The sequence below is a fragment of the Hydrogenophaga sp. genome (assembly GCF_018780075.1).
Classification (GTDB): domain Bacteria; phylum Pseudomonadota; class Gammaproteobacteria; order Burkholderiales; family Burkholderiaceae_C; genus Hydrogenophaga.
Genome location: NZ_JADMKB010000089.1, coordinates 1 through 18,329, shown reverse-complemented (window position 1 = coordinate 18,329; position 18,329 = coordinate 1). Strand labels below are relative to the sequence as shown.

Below are 18,329 nucleotides of genomic sequence, written 5' to 3'. Positions count from 1 at the left end.
ACATCTGCATTCTTGCTGGTTGTTGAGCTGGCTGGGGGAAGATACGAGGCGTCACCCGGGTTCGTTCCGACCTTGTTCAGCCATTCATCGGCTTTGTGCATTAGATCCTCAATGTATGCATCTGCGGCTTCGCGCAAGCGAGGAATGACGGAATCTAGGTTAGAAAGTTCTTCTCCCTTTTCGTTCTTCCAATGGGGAAACTTTGCGAGCTGACTGCTGACATACCCATCATGCTTAATCGCGTTGTTAAGACAACGCAGTTCGTCCACATCTTCGGCACGTTGAATAGTCGTCTCCCTAATATCTATTCTTCTTAGCGCGCTCGCGATCTTTGAGTTGTATGCAGAGTCCTTGGCGGCCTCCGTGCCGAGAGTGTTTCCAATCACTCTTCTTCTACTGAGCTCCACGCATCGCCATAGGGCAATTACAGCTAGCTCGGAGTTCAGGTGGGATACAGACTCAATCTCCCCGTAGGCATCGCTGTACTGATCGTCTGGCCCGTTGTCTGTTGGCAGACCATCTACTCGTTTTCTCTCTGCTTCTGCGCTCGACTTGAACCAAACGACGAGATTGTCAACATCTGCGAGTTCGTACTGCGACAGCCGGTAGAGGATGGGGATTAGCGTTCGTCGTTTGGGGTTGTGCATTCTTGTGACTCCAAACTTTGATTTATACGGCGTAGTTCAAATCCACATCCATCCATTTTTGGATAGATGCAGCGTTTCTGGATAAATATGGAATCCACATCTATCTCATTCCTCCAGAGCACGTACACGGTCGGACAGCTCCAGTTGTCGGGCCGCACGCAGCGGCAACTTCCAAAGGCGGAACACAGGGTCCCAGACCCCGCCCGCCGCCTTGACATGCGATTGGAGTGCCTTTTCACCGAAGCCGACTTGAACGCCCACCTGCCGGCCGGCGCGCGAACGGATAGGCACTTGCTCCAGCACGAGCTCGACAGTGGTGCACTGGCTTCACCGTCGGGCGTGACGCGGTGACGGACGCACACCAGCGCATCGCCAAAGCGGTGCAGCAGCTTTTGTGCGCCGGGTGTTCCCGGTGCGAGTTTCTTGGTGACCTTGAAAGAGGAGACAGCCTGCCCGTTGGGATGGGCGTGCATTGACCAAATCGACGGGTTCGCTTGCTTCACAGATCCTCCCCTGTCCTGCGACGGGATTGTTTTGTCATTCTGGCCGACATTCTGCAATGTCTTGTCACAAATCTACAGGTCGGCCCTGTCAGCGCCGGCAACTGACGACCCACTCGCTGACACCAAAGCCCCATGCAGGACGACCTTTTTGGTGCCCAGCCCGCACCCCCGCCACCCACCCGACCGAAACCGCCCGCCGCGGAGCCTGATTCGGCGGGCGACGACAACGCCACGCCTGCCGCGCCCCGCCGTCGCTCCACCGAAGTCCGCCCCCTGCCCCAAGCCGACGCCACCCGCGCCCTCGCCGCCGGCCTGAACCCGCGCGTCCGCCTGGGTGCCTCGACCTGGAGCTACCCGGGCTGGGCCGGCATCGTCTGGGACGAGGGGCCGTACAGCGAATCTGTACTGGCCAAGAACGGATTGAGCGCCTGCGCGCAGCACTCGCTGCTGCGCTGCGTCCGCATCGACCGCAGCTTCTACCGGCCGCTCACCGAGGCGCAGCACGCCCTGTACGCCGCCCAGGTGCCCGAACGACTTCCGCTCCGTGGTGAAGGCGCCCGCGCTGGTGACGGGTGCGCCGCTGTCGGCGCTGGCGCTGGCCGAGCGGCTGGTGCCGCGCTGAGGCTCAGCTGAGCGGGCGCGCCGCCGGCACCGCCTGCGCCAGCGGGGCGGACGGGCCGCCGAGCCAAGCCGCGATCGACTTGCCCGCCGCATCCTGCCCCAGCACCAGTTTCAGGCTCATGTGGCGGTCCAGGCGCGCGACCGGCACCAGCTTGACCTGGACCGGCAGGCGGTCCACCACCGCCTGCACCGCGGCGTCCTGCCCCGGCAGGTACTCGATCTGCGTCTGCGGGAAACGGTAGTGCCTGGCGTTGGTCAGCCGGGCGGAGACCACGCCGTCCTGCGCCAGCCGGTCCGCCGTGCGGCGCGCCAGTTGCGCCACTCCCGCGCCGTTGGACACCTCCAGCCGGGACGCCCCATCGGCCGAGGCCGTCACCGAGCGGGTGAACGAGGCCATTTCGCGGGTGAACACCAGCCGGTGCCCTGGCTGCGGTTCCGGCATGGGCTGGATCTCGGCGATCTCGCGGGCCTCCGGCGGCGCGGCCGTCGGCCCCGCCTTTGCCACCGGGTTCGGGCCGGACAGCGTGTCCGACAGGCGCAGCTCGTAGACCTGCGGCGACACCGCCACGATCTGGGGCCGGTCCCCGTCGGTCGGGGCGTCCATGGCCACGGCGGGGGCTGGCGCGGTCACCTCCATCGCCTCCGCCGACTGAAAGGGCGCACTGGCCGCCAGCGCCTGCTCGCTGCGGGCCTTGTCCAGCAAGGCCAGGTTGCGCAGGGTCTGCTGGCTCAGCGGCTGCAGCTCGCGCGCCATGCGCAGCGCCACGTCGGCCTCGTCCAGCCGCTGTTCGCGCAGCAGCGTGTAGCCCAGGTTGTTGTGGACATGCCCGGCCTGGGGGTCCAGGTCCCGCGCCCGCACCAGCAGCTCGATGGCCTCGGCGGTGCGGCCGTCCTGCGCCAGGATCACGCCCAGTCCGTTGAGCGCCCCGACATGATCCGGCGCCAGATCGAGCGCCTGCCGGTAGTGCCGCGCCGCCGTCGTCAGCTGGCCCATGGCATGCGCCTGGCGCGCCAGCGCGTAGCGGTTCTGCGCGGCCGACATCTGGGGCGTGATCACCGGCGCCGGCGCGAAGCGCACCACCGGTGGCTCGCGCGTGGCGGGCACCAGGCTGGCGCAGCCGAACAGACCGGCGAGGGGCAACAGGGCGAACGTGGTCTTGAGTTTCATGGTGCGGTGCTCCTTGCGCAGGCTTCAACCATTGCCGCCCATGGTGGGCAGCAGGACACGGTAGATGCTGATCATGGCCGGCCCCATGAGCACCAGCATCAGCGACGGGAAGATGAAGAAGATCAGCGGAAACAGCAGCTTCAGCGGAATCTTGGCGGCCCGTTCCTCGGCCCGCAGGCGGCGGTGGGTGCGCATGGTCTCGCCCTGGATGCGCAAGGCCTCGGCCACGTTGGTGCCGAAGCGGTCGGCCTGCACGATCATGGCGACGAAGGAGGCCACGTCGTCCACCGCGGTGCGCAGCGCGAGGTTGCGCAGCGCCAGCTCGCGCTTGACGCCCATGCGCAGCTCCAGCGCCACCAGGTTGAGCTCTTCTTCGAGCGCCATGCTGCGCAGGCCGATCTCGCTGGCCGCCCGGTTCATGGCCGCGTCCAGCCCCAGGCCGGCCTCCACGCACACGGTCATCAGGTCCAGCGCATCGGGCAAGGCGTCCTGCACCTCGGTCTTGCGCCAGTCCACCAGCCGCGCCAGCACCCCGTTGGGCAGGTAATAACCGATCGTCGCGAGCAGCAGCAGCATGAAGACCTGCGGGTACGTGTCCATCTTGACCGCGGCCGCACCGGTGCCCAGCAGGAACAGGGCCGGGAGGCCGAGCGCCAGCACCGTCTTGGCGGCAAAAAACACCGCCGGCCAGCTCCGCTCCCGCAAGCCGGCGTGCATGAACCGCAGTCGCAGGCTCGAATCTTCCCAGCCCTCCTTGGGCGCCGAGAGCTTGGCCATCGGTCCGACCGCCTTGACCACCTTGGCGTGCCATTCGACGTTGCCTTCGAGGCCAAGGGTCTTCTCGGCCGTCCCCTCCATCTGGTTCAGGCGCTCCTGCACCCCCGAGCGCCGGCCGAACCACAGCCCCAGGCCGAGGATCAGCCCCACCACCGCCAGGAACACCAGCCCCAGCAACGACCATTGAGTGCCTGTGAGTTGGGCCATGGTTCAGACCTTGATGTTGATGATGCGCCACATCACCAGAACGCCCAGTGCCATCAGCGCGAGGGCACCATAGACCAGCAGCAGCCCGGCTTCGTCGGTGAACAGCACGCGCAGGTAACCGGGGTTGAGCAGGCCGATGACCGTGGCGACCCCGAACGGCAGCAGGGTCAGGATCCATGCCGACAGCTTGCCTTCGGCCGCCAGCACCCGCACCTTGGCGAACAGCTTGAAGCGCTCGCGCACCAGCTCGGCGAGTTTGGCCAGCAGCTCGGCCAGGTTGCCGCCGGTCTCGCGCTGGATCACGACCGCCATCACGAAGTAGCGGACATCCGGGCTGGGCACGCGCGCGGCCAGGTTGCTGAGGGCACTTTCGACCGACACCCCGAAGCCCACCTCGTCGGAGGTGATGCGGAACTCGGCGGCGATCGGCTGCGGCGACTCGGTGCCCACCATCGCCAGCGCCACCGGGAACGCATGCCCGGCCCGCAGGGCGCGCGAGATCAGGTCCATGGCCTCGGGCAGCTGGGCCTCGATCTTCTGCAGCCGCTTGTTGCGACGGCGCACCAGCAGCAGCAGCGGCACCAGGCCCAGCAGCGTGGCCACCCCCAGCAGCAGGAACCAGGGCCAGCGCAGCAGCAGGCCCAGCAACACACCGCCGAAGAACAGCATCGCGCAGACGCCCAGGAAGTGCGAGACCGTGTTGTGGTCCCCCGCCTGCTGCATCAGCCGGTCCAGCTGGTGGGCGCGGGGAATGCTCAGCAGGATGCGCTGCACGGCCGGGCTGTCGCTGAGCATGCGCTGGCGCAGCAGCTTGAGCTCCACCTCGCCCACATGACCCCCGGCGGAGATCGCGCGCAGGCGCTCCTCCACCCGCCGCACCTCGGGGCTCTTGGTGTCGCTCCAGTAGACGTAGGCGCCCTCCAGCAGCAGCACCACCGCCAGAAAGCCCAACAGCACGAACAAGGCCAGGCTGAGGTTCATGGCATCACTCGAAGATCAGCGACGGATCGAACGTGGCGTCGGGCACCGACAGACCGAAGGCCTTGAGCCGGTCCATGAACTTGGGGCGCACACCGGTCGCCCGGTAGTGCCCCTTGACCGTGCCGTCCGGGCCCAAGCCCGTCTGCGTGAAGCGGTAGATCTCCTGCATGGTGATCACATCGCCCTCCATGCCGGTGATCTCCTGCAGGCTGATGAGCTTGCGCCGGCCGTCGTTCAGGCGCGCGATCTGGACCACCGCGTTGATCGCCGAGCTGATCTGCTGGCGCATCGCGTCCTGCGGGATCGCGGCGCCGCCGTAGGTCGCCATGTTCTCCAGGCGGGTCAGCGCGTCGCGCGGCGAGTTGGCGTGCACCGTGGCCATTGAGCCCTCGTGGCCGGTGTTCATGGCCTGCAGCATGTCCAGCACCTCGGCGCCGCGCACCTCGCCCAGCACCACCCGGTCCGGGCGCATGCGCAGGCTGTTGCGCACCAGCGCGCGCTGGGTCACCTCCCCCTTGCCCTCGATGTTGGGCGGGCGCGTCTCCAGCCGCACCACGTGCGGCTGCTGCAGCTGCAGCTCGGCCGCGTCCTCGATGGTCACGATGCGCTCGTGGTGCGGGATCGAGGCCGACAGCACGTTGAGCAAGGTGGTCTTGCCGGTGCCGGTGCCGCCCGAGATCAGGATGTTCATCTTGGCCCTGACCATGGCCGAGAGCAGCTCGGCCACCGACGGCGTGAGCGAGCGTTTGTCGATCAGGTCGTGCATCGTGAGCGGCACCACCGCGAAGCGGCGGATCGACAGCAGCGGCCCGTCCAGCGCCAGCGGCGGAATGATCGCGTTCACGCGCGAGCCGTCCTGCAAGCGCGCGTCCACCATGGGGCTGGACTCGTCGACCCGGCGCCCGATGCGCGAGACGATTTTGTCGATGATCTTCATCAGGTGGTCCGCGTCGGAGAACACCACGTCGGTGAGCTCCAGGCGGCCGCGCCGTTCGACGAACACCTGGAAGGGCCCGTTGACCAGGATGTCCGACACCGTCGGGTCGGCCAGCAGCGGCTCCAGCGGCCCCAGGCCCATGACCTCGTCCTGGATCTCCACCACCATGCGCCGCCGCTCCATCGCGTTGAGCGCCGCGCCGGACTCCAGCAGCAACTGCTCGACCAGGATGCCCAGCTCCTCGCGCAGGCGCTCGGGCTTCATCGTGCCCATCACCTCCAGATCGATGCGGCCCAGCAGCTGGTGGTGCACCCGGCTGCGCAAGGCGTGGAAGGCCGCCTGGTCCTGGCCAGGCTCTGCGGCATCGCGCCCCGGCTCGCCGGGCCGCAGCGGGCTGCGCAATTCGTGGGACAGGTCTCGAAGGTTCATGTCGGTCTTTCGGTCGGTGGACACGCGGGGCGGCTGCCGGTCGGACAACTCACAGGCCGCCGGTCAGGGTGGCAAACCAGCTCTTTGGCCGGACTTGGGCCGGAGACACATCCTGTGCCCACTGCTGAAGGGCACGCGAAACGGGGTCGCGGGGGCTGATGCGCGGCAGCGGGTCGCCCCGGTTGATCGCGTTGAGCACCGCCTCTTCGCTGGCCGGAATGTGCCGGGTGACCTTCAGGCCGATGGTCTTCTCGACGTCCTCGGTGCGGATCAGCGCGCTCTTGGAATACCCGTTGATCACCAGCCGCAACTTGTCTTTGCCATAGCTCAGCTCGTCGAACACGGTGACCATCCGGCGGGCGTCCTTGAGCGCCGGCAGGGTCTGCTCCACGATCAGCACCACGCGGTCGGCCATGTCCAGGGCCTTGACGGTGGCCGGGTCCAGGGTGCGCCCCAGGTCCAGCAGGATGAAGTCGTACTCGGTGTGCGCCAGCCGGATCATGGCGGCCACGTTGTCCGCGGTCACGCCCTCCAGCTGGTACGGCAACTCGGGCGCGACCAGCAGGTCCAGGTTCTCACGCACCTTGAGCACGCTGGCATCGAGCAGCGCGGCGTCCATCCGGTGCGCCTGCCGCGCCAGGTCCACCACACTGGCCGGCGCCTTGCGGTCGCTCAGGTACGTGGCGGCATCGCCGAAGTACAGGTTGAGGTCGATCAGCAGCACCCGGCGGCCGCTCTTGGCCAGCAGGTAGCCCAGGTTCGTCGCCAGGAAGGTGGCGCCGCAGCCCCCCTTGGCCGACAGGAAGGCATGCACCTCGCCGGAACGATCGGAGAAGCGCGACGAGTTCGCCTGGGCATCCCGCAGGTAGTCCTGCGCCAGCTTCAGCGTGTCGGACGTCAGCGGCGCCGCCAGCACGTCGCGGACCCCGGCCCGCATCGCGCGCTTGAGCGCGTTCATCGACGCGTCGGCCGTCACCAGCAGCACCATCACGCCCGGAACCCGTTGCGTGGCCGCGTCGATCAGCTCGTAGGCCGATTCATCGGGCTGGTCCAGATCCAGCAGCAGCACGTCGGGCTGCTCTTTCTGCATCACCGCCAGCGCATTGCGGGCCCCCCCCACATGCACCGTGATCTCCACCCCGGACGGGCTGGCGCATTCGTTCAACACCCGCTGGCGGTGTTCAGCGGTGGCACAGATCAGAGAGAACTTGGTGGTCATGCGAAACAATCGGAAAGGAAGAGGGCCATGGCAGGTTCAGGGACACACCGGGTTGCCGGTGCTGTTCATGTACTCGCGCGGCAGGCTGGTCGGGAACTCGGGAATCGGCAGCGGCAGGCCGAAGAACGGAATCAGGGGCGTGAAGTCCGCGCCCACGATGCGCGCGGTCACCGTGCGGCAGGTGTCGGTGGTGCAGCTGGCCGGCGCGTAGTCCAGCACCATGCGGTCGGCCGCAATGCCGCCGCCGGTCATCGCGCTCATGCGGGCGCGGATGCCGGTGAGGTTGTCTTCGTCGTCGTCGATGCTGCAGACCACGGCCAGCCGCGCGCCCAGGCGCGTGGCCTCGTTGGCGCCGTTGAGCAGGAACAGCCAGCGACCGAATTCCATGATGCCCAGCAGCAGCGTGAAGAACACCAGCGAAACGATGGCAAACTCGACGGCGGCCACGCCGCGCTGCCCGAGGCGGCGGCTGGCAGACAGGGAGGTCGTCCGGGACATGCCGTGCCTCAATTGGTGCTCGCCGCCATGGTGATGCCCACCGGCGAGTAGTTGATGCTGGGCACCACCCAGGGCACGACGGACGTGAAGGGGTAGCGGTTGTCGCCGGCACCGATCGTCACCGTCACCAGGCTGGTCGTGCCCTGGCCGGTCGAGATGTTGGCGTGGGTCGTCGGACACAGCACGGGGTCGCAGACGCTGATCATGGCCAGCGTCAGGTTGGGCACCAGCGGCGGCCGGTCCGCGCAATCGAAGGCCCCGCACAGCGCCAGCGAACGCGCGTTGAGGCGCAGGCCATCGGCCGTGGACCCTGCGGGCGGGCTGGCGAGGTTCTGCTGCGAGAGGTGGCGCGCGGCGCCCCGGGAGGCCTTGACCAGGCCGTTGTAGAGGTACAGCGCCCGGCCCAGCTCGGTGATGCCGAAACACAGGATCAACATGGGCAGCAGCACGATGGCGAACTCCACCGCGATGGCGCCCTGCTGGGGTTGGCGTGTGCGTGCCATGTCACTGCACCAGCTGGGGCACCAGGGGGCCGAAGGTGCCGGGCTCGCCGTTGGTGGCGCAAGGGCTGCCCGCGGTCGTGCTCAGGCCCAGGAACTCCATCGCCGGCACCGGCGAACTGCCCAGCATCGGGTTGAGCATTAGCACGCAGGCCCAGCCCTCGATCTCCGGGTTGGTGCCGCCGCTGGCCCAGGCGGTGCAATCCACCACCGGCGCCACCTGCACCCGCCGGTGCCGGCCCTGGGACGTGTGCTGTGCCTGCGTGAGGCGGGTGTAGGGGTTGGGCGGACTTTCCTGATAAGGCATGGTGCCCGCGAGCGCCGTGCGGTAGTTGGGCACCCCGGCCTGCACGCCCGCGTAGGCATTGGCGCCGGCCGGCCAGTTCGACAGGGTGTAGCCGTACCCGGTGAAGTCCGGTGGTGAGCTCGCCTGTTGCGGATTGCCGGCACCGGGGCGGTACAGGCCGAAACGCGAGTTCCAGTGGGATTCGGCCGAAGCCACCATGCCCGACTCGCCGACCTCGTCGCCCACGGAGGCATTGCACTGACCCGTTCCCGAGAGCAGGGAGGCCAGTTCCGAGGCGCCACCGGCCGGCGGGGTGAAATCGATCCAGCCGAAATTGCCGGTGCCGTACGGCGAACCCGGACCAGCGGGGGGGACCAGCCATTGCCCGACACTCAGGCCGAAATTGCTGGCCGCGGTGGAGCCCGGGGCCTTGCAGGCGGCCACCGGAATTGCGCAGGCCGAGGCCGACGAGGCCAGCGTGGCCACCGCGCGCGCCGACACCGTCTGCGTGGTCAGCAGCGGGTTGAGCACCCGCATGAAGAACACCGGGATGTCCGCCAGCGGCAGGCTGCACTGCACGAAGGCGGCCGTGTTCGGGTCGGCCGAAGCCTGCACCACATAGGGCCCGGCCAGGTCCTCGGAGAAGGTGATGTTCTCTGCCTGCACATTGACCGTGTCGGTCTGGAAGTTCACCCGGTTCCGGATCGCATCGATGTTGCCCTCCAGCGGGTTGACGCTCACCCCGCCGGTCGTGAACACCCGTCCGTAGGCGATCGCGCGGTCGAGGGCGTTGGGGTCGCTCTGGCCCGGGCGCAGCTGCGTCGAGGCGGCGAGCGCGCAGGCGTCCATCGCGTTCTGCAGCTCGGTCTTGATGATGAAGAACCGCCCCAGGTCGAGGGCCAGACCGGCGAACCCGATCAGCACCGCCAGCGTGAGGCCCAGCATGATCGCGACCGCGCCGCGCTGGCGGGCAGCGGCGGGGTGGCGGAAGCGTCGTGCGTGCATGTGGTTCTCCCCGAAGGCCCGGTCCTGCTCAGTCGCCGGTGATCGAGCCGCCGATGTTGATGACCTCGAAGGTCCGGGGCGGCGTCTTGAACGAATCGACGTAGCGGCCCTGCGCTTCGTTGGCGGCCTTGCCGTCGATGCCCAGGGCGGGCTGGGTGTTCTGCGCGCTGGCCTTGGGGTTCAGCGTCTGGGCGGCGCGGGCTTCGCGCACGGCGTTGCCGAAGCTGGCGTCGAGCGTGGGGGTGGAGCTGGCGCAGCCGGCCAGCGCCAGCAAGGTCGCGCCCAGGCCCAGGGTGGTCCGCGAGAGGGAGACGGTGAGGTGGTTCATGGTGGGCGCTCCTTATTTCACTTCGAGGTTGCCTGCGCCCTGGGGGGCGGGGCGGCCCGGCGCCATGTCGGAGCGGCCGCTGCCTTCCATCTGGTTGCCGAAGAAGAACTCGCCCCGGTTGGGCGGTTTGTAGCTGTCCGTCGGCAGCGCGTAGCCCGGGTCGAGCTGTTTGACCAAGCGCGGCGTGATCACGAACATCAGCTCGCTGCGGTCGCCCTGGAATTCGTTGCTGCGAAACAGCGAGCCCAGCACCGGGATCTCGCCCAGCCCGGGCACGGCGTCCATGGCCTGGCGGGCGTTGTTCTTGATCAGGCCGGCGATGGCCAGGCTCTGCCCGTCCATCAGCTGCACCGTGGTCGAGGCGCGGCGCGTGGTGAAGCTCGGCAGGATCGAGGTCACGCCCGCCACCGTGGTGAACGGCGTGCCGGTCTGCGAGAGTTCCGACACCTCGGGCGCCACCTTGAGGTGGATGCGGCCCCCTTCGAGCACGGTGGGCGTGAACTTGACGCCGACGCCGTATTCCTTTTCTTCCAGCGTGATCGTGGTGCCGCCGGTGGCGTCGTTGCTGCGTGCCACCGGGATGAAGATCTTGCCGCCGGCCAGGAAGCTGGCCTCCTGCCCGCTGATCGCGACCAGGTTGGGCTCGGCCAGGATCTTGACCAGGCCATCGCTCTTCTCGGCGTCGATGTTGATGGTGGTGTGGCCCATGTCCTTGATCGCGCCGAGCAGGCCGCGGCCGTCGCCGCCGAACGCGCTGCCAAGGGTGTAGGTCCAGTTGTTGTTGGTGCGCGAGGAGAGCAGGTTCACGCCCATCTTGTCCAGCAGCTTCTTCGACACCTCGGCCACCGTGACCTCCAGCATCACCTGCTGCGCCTCGGCCACGCCCAGCAGGTTGACGACGCGGGCGCCCGCCGTGCGCGCCGCCGCCGACACCCCCGAGCCGCCGCTGCTGGTGGACACGGTCAGCTTGGTGCCCGACTCGGCGCGGTTGTCTCCGGCCACCACGGGCATCACCAGGCTCTTGTTGACATCGCGCACGAAGGCGTTGGCGATCTCCTCGGCCGCCATCGACTTGACCGCGCTGGAGACGGTGCCCGAGAGGATCACCGAGTCGGCCGCCGGGCGCACCTGGATGCCGGTTTCGGCGGGCAGCAGCTCGCGCAGCTTGGCCTGCATGCGCTTGAAGTCGATGTTGACGTTGACGTCGATGGCCGTTGCGCCCGCGCCCTTGCGCCAGACGATCAGGTTGGTCGAGCCATAGGCCTTGCCCAGCAGGTAGAGCTCGGTCGGGCTGATCAGGGTGACGTCGGCGACGGTGGGGTTGCCCAGCGAGATGCGCGTGACCTCGGTGGGCATGCGCAGCAGGGTGGACTTGCCGACGGTCAGGTCCATCGAGGGGCCGACGGTGGCGAGGTCGGTGCTGATGTCGGCCGACGCCGGCGGTGGCGCGGCCACGCGGGTGGTGGTGACGCCGCGGGTGACGGCGGTCTGTGACTGGGCCAGCCCCGGGGCCAGCAGGCCGGCCGTGGTCAGGGCGAGACTGAGAACGCGCAGCAGTGGGGTGTTCATGATCGCTCGATCCTTAGAAACTGGCGGAGGATTTCTGGGTGCCCCGGATCACCTCGACGGTGGCGGCGGGCGGGGCGGCGGGCGCGGCCGCCAGCGCCGGGCGAGGCGCCGGTCGGGGCGCGGCACGGCGCACCGGTGCCGCGGCCACCACGGGTGCGGGGGCCGGCTTGGCGTCGCCAAACAGGTCCTCGCGGCGCACGCCGGTGGTGTGGCTGTCGTCCTTGACGTCCACCTGGTTGCGCAGCATCAGCGAGAGCGTGCCGACGTTGCGCGCCAGGTCGATCTTCTCGGCCTGGTCGGGCGTGACCTCCAGCGTCACGGCGTTCACCACCTTGGGCTTGTTCTCGTCGGGGCGACGGGCTTCCTGCGCCACCGCCAGCACCATGATGCGTTCCAGCACCACCCGGGACACCGTCGACTCGCGGTCGTCGCGGATGTTGACCAGCAGGTCCACGAAGCTCCCGGGCGCCAGGAAGCCGGCCACACCGACCACCTCGTTGACCTTGACCGAGATCGCGCGGTGGCCGGGCTTGATGATGGAGTCCAGCCCCGCCTTGGTGCCCACGGGTGCGAGCTTGGGCTCCAGCACCGGCTCGCCCTTGAACATCGGGTTGCGCACCACCCGGCCTTCGAGCAGCTTGGCGTCGGTGAACGCCCCGCTGGGCACGTTGTCCGTGGGCCAGGCGACGGGTTGCAGCATCTCGGCCGTGATCCCCTGCCCCAGGTCGAGGTCTCGCGTGGCCACCAGCACCTGCGTTCGATCGCCTCCGGCCTGCTGGCCCAGCCAGCGGGCGGCCAGCACCACCGCCGCCGCGCCCGCCAGCAACGACAACAACAACATGAAAATCGCCCGTTTGCTCTGCATGGTCACTCTCCTGAAAGGGGCCGGTCAGCGGCCGGGGCGTCGAGCACCGGCAGGCCGAAGTGGTTGTGCCAGGCCCAGTCGAGGGCCTCGGGCGTGAGCCTGGGGGGGCGCTGGCGGTAGCGGGCCAGATCGGCGATCTTGCTCACCACGTCGTGGGGAATGCACGGCAGGTAAGGCTGAGCGTGGCGCGGGTGCAGGGTGTGGATCAGGTGCGCCACCCCGGCCGGGTGCTCGGGCACCCCGGCGCGGGCACAGGCCTGGGCCACCACCTCGCGGTAGCCGTCGGCGTCCAGCGGCTCGATCTCGATCTTGTAGCCCAGGCGACGCGCGAACGCGGGGTCGACCAGGCTGTCGGGGGGCAGGTTGCTGGAGAAGATCACCCGCACATCGAAGGGCACCGAAAACTTGGTGCCGGTGCTGAGGGTCAGGTGGTCCACATGGCGGTCCAGCGGCACGATCCAGCGGTTCATCAGCTCGGTCGGGCTCACGCGCTGGCGGCCCAGGTCGTCGACCACGAAGATGCCGTTGTTGGCCTTGAGCTGGGGCGGCGCGGTGTGCACCCGGGTGTGCGGGTCGTGGGCCAGGTCCAGCGTGTCGAGGATGAGCTCGCCACCGACGATCACCACCGGCCGCTCGCAGCGCACCCAGCGCCCGTCGCTGGAGAGGTCGCGCTGCAGGCCACGGCCGAGCCCGGCGGCGGCATCGTCGGGCGTCTCGCGGTGCACGATCGGGTCAAACACCTGCACCACCTCGCCGTCCACATAAATCGCGTGCGGCACCCAGACATGGCCCTCCAGCGTGCGCACCAGGTGCTCGGCCAGAAAGGTCTTGCCGGTGCCACTGGCGCCGTGCAGGTAGATCGCCTTGCCCGAATTCATCGCGCTGCCCAGGCTGGGCAGCAGCGCGGCCGGCAGCACCATGCTGGCCAGCACCGCGCGCAGGCGCAGCTCGCGCACCGGCTGGAGCTGGCTGTTCTGCTCGCGCACCTGGGCCACATACTCGCCCAGCGGCACCGGCGCCGGCCCGAGGTACTGGCAGCGGTCGAAGGCGATGCGTGCGCGCCGATGGCCCAGGTCGGTCAGCGTGTAGCTGATGTCGCCCTCCAGCGTGCCGCGGCGCGGCACCTCCACCAGCGCCAGCGTGCGCATCTGGCCCAGCAGGCCATCGAGCACTGTCACGCCCAGGCCCAGTGCTTGCGCCAGCGCATAGAGCTTGAGTTCGCCCTTGCGCGAGAGGTGGCGCAGCGCCAGGTCCACCAGGAAGCTGGCGGGCAGACCGGCCACATCGGGGCCGTCGCCGAAGGTGTCGACCGGCGCCGGCTTCAGCAGCAGCGAGGGCGATGGCGAGGGCTGGGCAAGTTCGATCATGGCGGGCTCGATCAACCGAACGCGATCAGGGGGGCCCGGCCCGAGAGGGTCCAGGCGGCGTAGCCGGCGACGCCACCGGCGATGGCCACCGCGTAAGGCATGCGCCAGGCGGTCTGGGTGCGGGCGTCAAAGGAGCCGGCCGTGCCCGGCAGCATCTGGCCCAGCGAGGTCAGCGTGTTCTGCATCACCAGGCGGGCGTTGCGCGCCACGGCCATGCGGGCCAGCGCCAGCAGGCCGCCGGCCACCAGCACGCACAAGGCCAGGTTCACGCTCGCGGCCGGGCCGGCGAAGGCGCCGACGGCGGCAAACAGCTTCACGTCACCGGCGCCCAGGACGCGCAGGACATGGAAGGGAAGAAAGAGCAGCAGCGCCACCAGCGCGCCCAGCAGAGCGGCCCCCACGCCGAGGGCACCGGGGTAGGGAGAGAACAGGCCAGGGTTCTGGCTGAAAGGTTGGGGACCGAAGGCATTCCACAGCAGACCGGCCAGCAAGGCCACCAGCACCAGCGCGTTCGGGATGCGGCGTTGCCGCGCGTCGGAGAGCACGGCCAGCGCGAGACACAGCGCCAGCAGGCCCAAGCCCCCTACCTGCCAATGGCCAGGTGCGATGTCGATGGTCATGCCCAACTCCTTGTTCTGGTTGATCGACCGAAATGAACCCGCTTGCCTGTCTGTATGAAACCGCGCTGCGACCGGTGTGTCTCCGGTGATGGCAGCCATGAACGCCGGACGCCCTCCAGGCTCAGAGGCCTGCGATCACCGCCACCACCTGGGCCACCCAGGCGTCCCACCCGGCCCCGTTGGCACTGCCGAGCGCGCCGATGCCCACGATGGCCACCAAGGCAATCAGTGCGGCCAGCAGGCCGTACTCAATGGCACTGACGCCTTTTTGGCGTTGGCGCAAACCGCTGGATCGCCTGGTCATGGATGAAGCCCTGTGTCTGTGTGTTTGCTTCTTCGGGGCGGCGGGGCGCATGCACCGCCTGCAGCGGGTGGCCTGACCGCTGGCCCTGGATTCAGGCTCACGGTCAGCCACACGCATCACCGGTGATCAGCCACAGATGGCCCCAACTGGCGGGGATTGCAGACAGCCGGAGATGCCGGTGAAGAGGGTGTTGAGGTTGGTCCCCACCAGCCCCGCGCCGACGATGATCACGACCGCGATCAGCGCCGCGATCAGGCCGTACTCGATGGCGGTCACGCCTTCTTCGTCACGCAGAAAACGACGGGTCACATTCAGAAACTTTTTCATGTCCAGCTCCAAGCAAAGGTTGAAACCATCAGCCACCCCCCATGAGCGACCAATGACTGCATGAGCCCCTGGAAACGCGTACTTTGTGAAACAAAAAAAGTCACAAAACACACTTCCTGTAACTCATGAATACACTCTGCGCCTCCCGATCAAATTTCGCAACCCCCAAGGGTATTCATTGTTACAAATTAGGCCGCCGCCGATCATGAAGTAACTATTTTTGGTGATTTTTTTCACAATAAACGCCGTTTATCCTCTAAAGGCGCCGCTGGTCCGGCCATCTGGTAACAGTCGTTCGGGTTTCTCCCCTGTTTTTTGTCTCGAAATCGGCGCTCGAACATTCAAGCATCGTTGCTTAAAAGAGACGAAACATCACGGATCAGGTATGTAGACGTAACCACACCCCAACCGGCAGACATTCGTGCGGACGCGGGTGCCAGGGCGGCGAACGGCGGGGGTGCACGGTGGGTGCCGGGGACGCCGCGCCGGCCCCGACGCGGACGGGCTTGTCGCACACAGGGAGGGCTAACATCCCGGCTCGATCACCCACCCCGGAAACCACCCGTTGCAGCATGCAGGACGACCTGTTCGGCGCTCCGCCGGCCCCCTCTTCGCCGCCCGCCACGGCGCCCGCACCGGCGGAGGCAACGGCCGCGCCCGCTGCGCCCCGCCGGCGAGCCAGCGAGGTGCGGCCGCTCGCGCACGGCGACGCCACCCGCGCACTGGCCGCGAACCTGAACCCACACATCCGCCTCGGCGCCTCGACCTGGAGCTACCCCGGCTGGGCCGGCATCGTCTGGGACGAGGAGCCGTACAGCGAAGCCGTGCTGGCCAAGAACGGCCTGGCCGCCTACGCGCGGCACCCTCTGCTGCGCTGCGTCTGCATCGACCGCAGCTTCTACCGCCCGCTGACCGAGGCGCAGTACGCCCTCTACGCCGCCCAGGTGCCCGATGACTTCCGCTTCGTGGTGAAGGCGCCCGCGCTGGTGACCGACGCGCTGGTGCGCGGCGAACAGGGCCAGGGCCGCCAGCCCAACACCGCGTTTCTGGACCCGGTGCTAGCCACGCAGGAGTTCATCAACCCCGCGCTGGCGGGGCTGGGCGACAAGGTGGGTGCGCTGGTGTTCCAGCTCAGCCCGCTGCCGTTTTCGCAGTTGCAGCGCCTGCCGCTGCTGCTGGAGCGGCTGCGCGCCATGCTGCGGGCGCTGCCCGATGTGCGCGGCGCCACGCCCGATGGCGTGGTGGCGGTGGAGGTGCGCGACCCGGAGTGGCTCTCGCCCACCATCGCGCCGCAGCTGGCGGCCGTGCTCAAGGAGACCGGCGCCACCTACTGCCTGGGTCTGCACGCCAAGATGCCGCGCCTGGCCGAGCAACTGCCGCTGCTGCGCGCGCTGTGGCCCGGCCCCATGGTCTGCCGCTGGAACCTGAACCCGCTGCACGGCGCGTACGGCTACGAAGACGCGCAGCGTTCCTACGAACCCTACGACCGCATCCACGACGTGGACGAGGAAACGCGCGCGCTGATCGCGCGCACGGTGCGTGGCGTGACGGGCGCGGGGCAGAACGCCTATGTGACGATCAGCAACAAGGCCGAGGGCTGCGCGCCGCTGTCGGCACGGGCGCTGGCGGAGGGGTTGGCGGGCGCTGAGGCCCCCGGCCCTTGAGCCGTATCAACCGCGCACGCGCTGCACGGGCGTGGCGTGCACAGGTGTGCGCAGGGTGATCCAGGTCAGCGCCAGCGCGGTCAGGGCGCCGGACGCCATGCCCACCACCATGGGCAGCGGCCGGCCGTTCGCGAACAGGCCCACGATGCCCATGGCCACCGCCCCGCAGAGCATTTGCAGCGTGCCCATGAGGGCGGACGCGGTGCCCGCAATCGCGCCATGGGCCTCCAGCGCCAGCACTGACACGGTGGGAATCACCAGCCCCATGAAGGCACTGGCCACGAAGTACAGCACCACCAGCACCACCAGCCGGTCACCACCGCTCAGGTAGTACGCCAGCAGCGCCGACATCACCAGGCCGCTGGCCGAGGCGGCCCACTTCGCCAGCGGCGCCAGCCCGAACCGCCGCCCCAGGGTGCCGGTCAGTTGCGCGGAGCCAATGAACGCGGCCGCGTTGAGCCCGAACGCCAGGCTGTATTGCGTGGGGGTCAGGCCGTAGTGGTTGATCAGCACGAAGGGCGAGCCGGCCAGGTAGACGAAGAAACCCGCCATGGCGAAGGCGCCGATGAGCACCAGCCCCAGGTAATGCCGGTCGCGCAGCAGCACACCGTAGGCGCGCAGCGCGCTGCCCAGGCTGCTGTCTACACGCGCGGCGTCGTTGCGCGTTTCGGCCAGCGCACCGCGCACCAGCAGCATGCCGGCCACCGCCGCCAGCGCCACCACCCAGAACACGCCGCGCCAGCCGGTCAGCGCGATCACGCCGCTGCCCGCGAGCGGCGCCAGAATGGGCGAGACGCTGAACACCAGCATCAGCAGCGACATGAGGCGCGCGGCCTCGGCGCCGGTGTGCAGGTCGCGCACGATGGCGCGCGGAATCGCCATGCCGGCCGCCGCGCCCAGCCCCTGCAGGAAGCGCAGCGCCACCAGGGTGTGGATGTCGGTGGCCAGCGCGCAGCCGACGCTGGCCAGCGTGAACAGCACCAGGCCGGCGTAGAGCGGCGGCTTGCGGCCCACCATGTCGGACACCGGGCCGTAGAGCAGCTGCCCCAGGCCGATCGAGAGGAAGAACGCGGTGAGGGTCAGCTGCACCGCCCCCACCTCGGCGCCCAGGCTGTGCCCGATGTCGGGCAGCGCGGGCAGGTACATGTCGATGGCGAACGGTCCGATGGCAGAGAGCAGGCCCAGGACCAGGACCATTTTGAGATAACGAGAGAGCATCGGGCGATTGTCGCGGTGCAGCAAAAATGCCGCCCGGCGCCGCCAGAACAACCTTTTGCCGCGGCGGCGCGGCGCACGGACGTCAGTCGAACAGCGAGGGTTCGCCGCCGGGCCGGTGGCCCTCGATCTCCAGCAGGCGCCATTTGGTGATGGCGCCACCGCTGGCCGAGAAGCCGCCGGGCTGGCCGCCCGCCGCCAGCACGCGGTGACAGGGCACGACCGGCGCGAACGGGTTGGCGCCCATGGCCTGGCCGATGGCGCGGGCCAGGTGCTTGTCGCCCATCTCGGC

Annotated in this window: 20 protein-coding genes; 2 read left to right on the top strand and 18 right to left on the bottom strand. The window is 68.5% G+C overall.

Annotated elements, in window-relative coordinates; genetic code table 11:
* Positions 1-647: hypothetical protein (locus IV088_RS14920; RefSeq protein ID WP_291103493.1), on the bottom strand; the 647-nt coding region annotated here is incomplete at its 3' end.
* 635 nt (positions 648-1,282) lie between these two features.
* On the opposite strand from IV088_RS14920, the gene IV088_RS14915 reads away from it, so the two are divergent.
* Positions 1,283-1,783: a DUF72 domain-containing protein gene (locus IV088_RS14915; RefSeq protein WP_291103490.1), complete on the top strand. Its 501-nt coding sequence runs from the start codon at positions 1,283-1,285 to the stop codon at positions 1,781-1,783.
* On the opposite strand, the gene IV088_RS14910 is transcribed toward IV088_RS14915, so the two are convergent.
* From IV088_RS14910 to IV088_RS14840, 15 genes are all read right to left on the bottom strand, one after another.
* Positions 1,776-2,939 (bottom strand): tetratricopeptide repeat protein, encoded by a 1,164-nt coding sequence (locus IV088_RS14910; RefSeq protein WP_291103487.1) that lies wholly within the window; start codon positions 2,937-2,939, stop codon positions 1,776-1,778. The genes IV088_RS14915 and IV088_RS14910 overlap by 8 nt on opposite strands.
* Before the next feature lie 24 nt (positions 2,940-2,963).
* Entirely contained in the window at positions 2,964-3,923 is a 960-nt protein-coding gene (locus tag IV088_RS14905; protein WP_291103484.1) for a type II secretion system F family protein, read from the bottom strand.
* 3 nt (positions 3,924-3,926) lie between these two features.
* Positions 3,927-4,904 (bottom strand): type II secretion system F family protein, encoded by a 978-nt coding sequence (locus IV088_RS14900; protein ID WP_291103481.1) that lies wholly within the window; start codon positions 4,902-4,904, stop codon positions 3,927-3,929.
* A gap of 4 nt (positions 4,905-4,908) precedes the next feature.
* On the bottom strand, positions 4,909-6,270 hold the full coding sequence (locus tag IV088_RS14895; protein WP_291103478.1) for a CpaF family protein: 1,362 nt from the start codon (positions 6,268-6,270) through the stop codon (positions 4,909-4,911).
* A gap of 49 nt (positions 6,271-6,319) precedes the next feature.
* The gene (locus IV088_RS14890; RefSeq protein ID WP_291103475.1) at positions 6,320-7,489 is read right to left on the bottom strand and encodes an AAA family ATPase; all 1,170 of its coding nucleotides are present in this window, start codon (positions 7,487-7,489) and stop codon (positions 6,320-6,322) included.
* A gap of 36 nt (positions 7,490-7,525) precedes the next feature.
* Complete coding sequence (locus IV088_RS14885; protein ID WP_291103473.1) at positions 7,526-7,987, bottom strand: TadE/TadG family type IV pilus assembly protein; 462 nt, start codon at positions 7,985-7,987, stop codon at positions 7,526-7,528.
* 8 nt (positions 7,988-7,995) lie between these two features.
* On the bottom strand, positions 7,996-8,490 hold the full coding sequence (locus tag IV088_RS14880) for a TadE/TadG family type IV pilus assembly protein (protein ID WP_291103471.1): 495 nt from the start codon (positions 8,488-8,490) through the stop codon (positions 7,996-7,998).
* 1 nt (position 8,491) lies between these two features.
* On the bottom strand, positions 8,492-9,778 hold the full coding sequence (locus IV088_RS14875) for a TadE/TadG family type IV pilus assembly protein (protein WP_291103469.1): 1,287 nt from the start codon (positions 9,776-9,778) through the stop codon (positions 8,492-8,494).
* 28 nt (positions 9,779-9,806) lie between these two features.
* Positions 9,807-10,106 (bottom strand): hypothetical protein, encoded by a 300-nt coding sequence (locus IV088_RS14870; RefSeq protein WP_291103462.1) that lies wholly within the window; start codon positions 10,104-10,106, stop codon positions 9,807-9,809.
* A gap of 12 nt (positions 10,107-10,118) precedes the next feature.
* Positions 10,119-11,675, bottom strand: a complete 1,557-nt coding sequence (locus tag IV088_RS14865) for a type II and III secretion system protein family protein (RefSeq protein ID WP_291103459.1) — start codon at positions 11,673-11,675, stop codon at positions 10,119-10,121.
* A 13-nt stretch (positions 11,676-11,688) separates the two neighbouring features.
* Positions 11,689-12,540 (bottom strand): Flp pilus assembly protein CpaB, encoded by an 852-nt coding sequence (gene cpaB / locus IV088_RS14860; protein ID WP_291103456.1) that lies wholly within the window; start codon positions 12,538-12,540, stop codon positions 11,689-11,691.
* A gap of 2 nt (positions 12,541-12,542) precedes the next feature.
* A complete protein-coding gene (locus IV088_RS14855) occupies positions 12,543-13,907 on the bottom strand; it encodes an ATP-binding protein (protein WP_291103453.1) in 1,365 nt (454 codons plus the stop codon).
* 11 nt (positions 13,908-13,918) lie between these two features.
* Entirely contained in the window at positions 13,919-14,527 is a 609-nt protein-coding gene (locus IV088_RS14850; protein ID WP_291103450.1) for a prepilin peptidase, read from the bottom strand.
* Positions 14,528-14,648: 121 nt separating this feature from the next.
* Positions 14,649-14,831: a Flp family type IVb pilin gene (locus tag IV088_RS14845; RefSeq protein WP_291103448.1), complete on the bottom strand. Its 183-nt coding sequence runs from the start codon at positions 14,829-14,831 to the stop codon at positions 14,649-14,651.
* Positions 14,832-14,957: 126 nt separating this feature from the next.
* A complete protein-coding gene (locus IV088_RS14840) occupies positions 14,958-15,158 on the bottom strand; it encodes a Flp family type IVb pilin (protein ID WP_291103446.1) in 201 nt (66 codons plus the stop codon).
* Between the two features lie 572 nt (positions 15,159-15,730).
* Between IV088_RS14840 and IV088_RS14835 the strand changes: the two genes are divergently transcribed.
* Positions 15,731-16,822, top strand: coding sequence for a DUF72 domain-containing protein (locus IV088_RS14835; protein WP_291103444.1), 1,092 nt, complete (start codon positions 15,731-15,733; stop codon positions 16,820-16,822).
* A gap of 6 nt (positions 16,823-16,828) precedes the next feature.
* Here IV088_RS14835 and IV088_RS14830 read toward each other — a convergent pair whose 3' ends face one another.
* Positions 16,829-18,040, bottom strand: a complete 1,212-nt coding sequence (locus IV088_RS14830; protein WP_291103441.1) for a multidrug effflux MFS transporter — start codon at positions 18,038-18,040, stop codon at positions 16,829-16,831.
* An 82-nt stretch (positions 18,041-18,122) separates the two neighbouring features.
* Positions 18,123-18,329, bottom strand: a 207-nt coding sequence (locus IV088_RS14825; RefSeq protein WP_291103438.1) for a methylated-DNA--[protein]-cysteine S-methyltransferase, incomplete at its 5' end; no start/stop codon positions are given.

Bases quoted from the DNA above. Each gene is read 5' to 3' on its own strand.
- IV088_RS14880 (WP_291103471.1), bottom strand. From the start codon at position 8,490: ATGGCACGCACACGCCAACCCCAGCAGGGCGCCATCGCGGTGGAGTTC.
- IV088_RS14915 (WP_291103490.1), top strand. From the start codon at position 1,283: ATGCAGGACGACCTTTTTGGTGCCCAGCCCGCACCCCCGCCACCCACC.
- IV088_RS14840 (WP_291103446.1), bottom strand. From the start codon at position 15,158: ATGAAAAAGTTTCTGAATGTGACCCGTCGTTTTCTGCGTGACGAAGAA.
- IV088_RS14830 (WP_291103441.1), bottom strand. From the start codon at position 18,040: ATGCTCTCTCGTTATCTCAAAATGGTCCTGGTCCTGGGCCTGCTCTCT.
- IV088_RS14850 (WP_291103450.1), bottom strand. From the start codon at position 14,527: ATGACCATCGACATCGCACCTGGCCATTGGCAGGTAGGGGGCTTGGGC.
- IV088_RS14855 (WP_291103453.1), bottom strand. From the start codon at position 13,907: ATGATCGAACTTGCCCAGCCCTCGCCATCGCCCTCGCTGCTGCTGAAG.
- IV088_RS14875 (WP_291103469.1), bottom strand. From the start codon at position 9,778: ATGCACGCACGACGCTTCCGCCACCCCGCCGCTGCCCGCCAGCGCGGC.
- IV088_RS14835 (WP_291103444.1), top strand. From the start codon at position 15,731: ATGCAGGACGACCTGTTCGGCGCTCCGCCGGCCCCCTCTTCGCCGCCC.
- IV088_RS14910 (WP_291103487.1), bottom strand. From the start codon at position 2,939: ATGAAACTCAAGACCACGTTCGCCCTGTTGCCCCTCGCCGGTCTGTTC.
- IV088_RS14885 (WP_291103473.1), bottom strand. From the start codon at position 7,987: ATGTCCCGGACGACCTCCCTGTCTGCCAGCCGCCGCCTCGGGCAGCGC.
- IV088_RS14870 (WP_291103462.1), bottom strand. From the start codon at position 10,106: ATGAACCACCTCACCGTCTCCCTCTCGCGGACCACCCTGGGCCTGGGC.
- IV088_RS14900 (WP_291103481.1), bottom strand. From the start codon at position 4,904: ATGAACCTCAGCCTGGCCTTGTTCGTGCTGTTGGGCTTTCTGGCGGTG.
- IV088_RS14865 (WP_291103459.1), bottom strand. From the start codon at position 11,675: ATGAACACCCCACTGCTGCGCGTTCTCAGTCTCGCCCTGACCACGGCC.
- IV088_RS14905 (WP_291103484.1), bottom strand. From the start codon at position 3,923: ATGGCCCAACTCACAGGCACTCAATGGTCGTTGCTGGGGCTGGTGTTC.
- IV088_RS14895 (WP_291103478.1), bottom strand. From the start codon at position 6,270: ATGAACCTTCGAGACCTGTCCCACGAATTGCGCAGCCCGCTGCGGCCC.
- IV088_RS14845 (WP_291103448.1), bottom strand. From the start codon at position 14,831: ATGACCAGGCGATCCAGCGGTTTGCGCCAACGCCAAAAAGGCGTCAGT.
- cpaB (WP_291103456.1), bottom strand. From the start codon at position 12,540: ATGCAGAGCAAACGGGCGATTTTCATGTTGTTGTTGTCGTTGCTGGCG.
- IV088_RS14890 (WP_291103475.1), bottom strand. From the start codon at position 7,489: ATGACCACCAAGTTCTCTCTGATCTGTGCCACCGCTGAACACCGCCAG.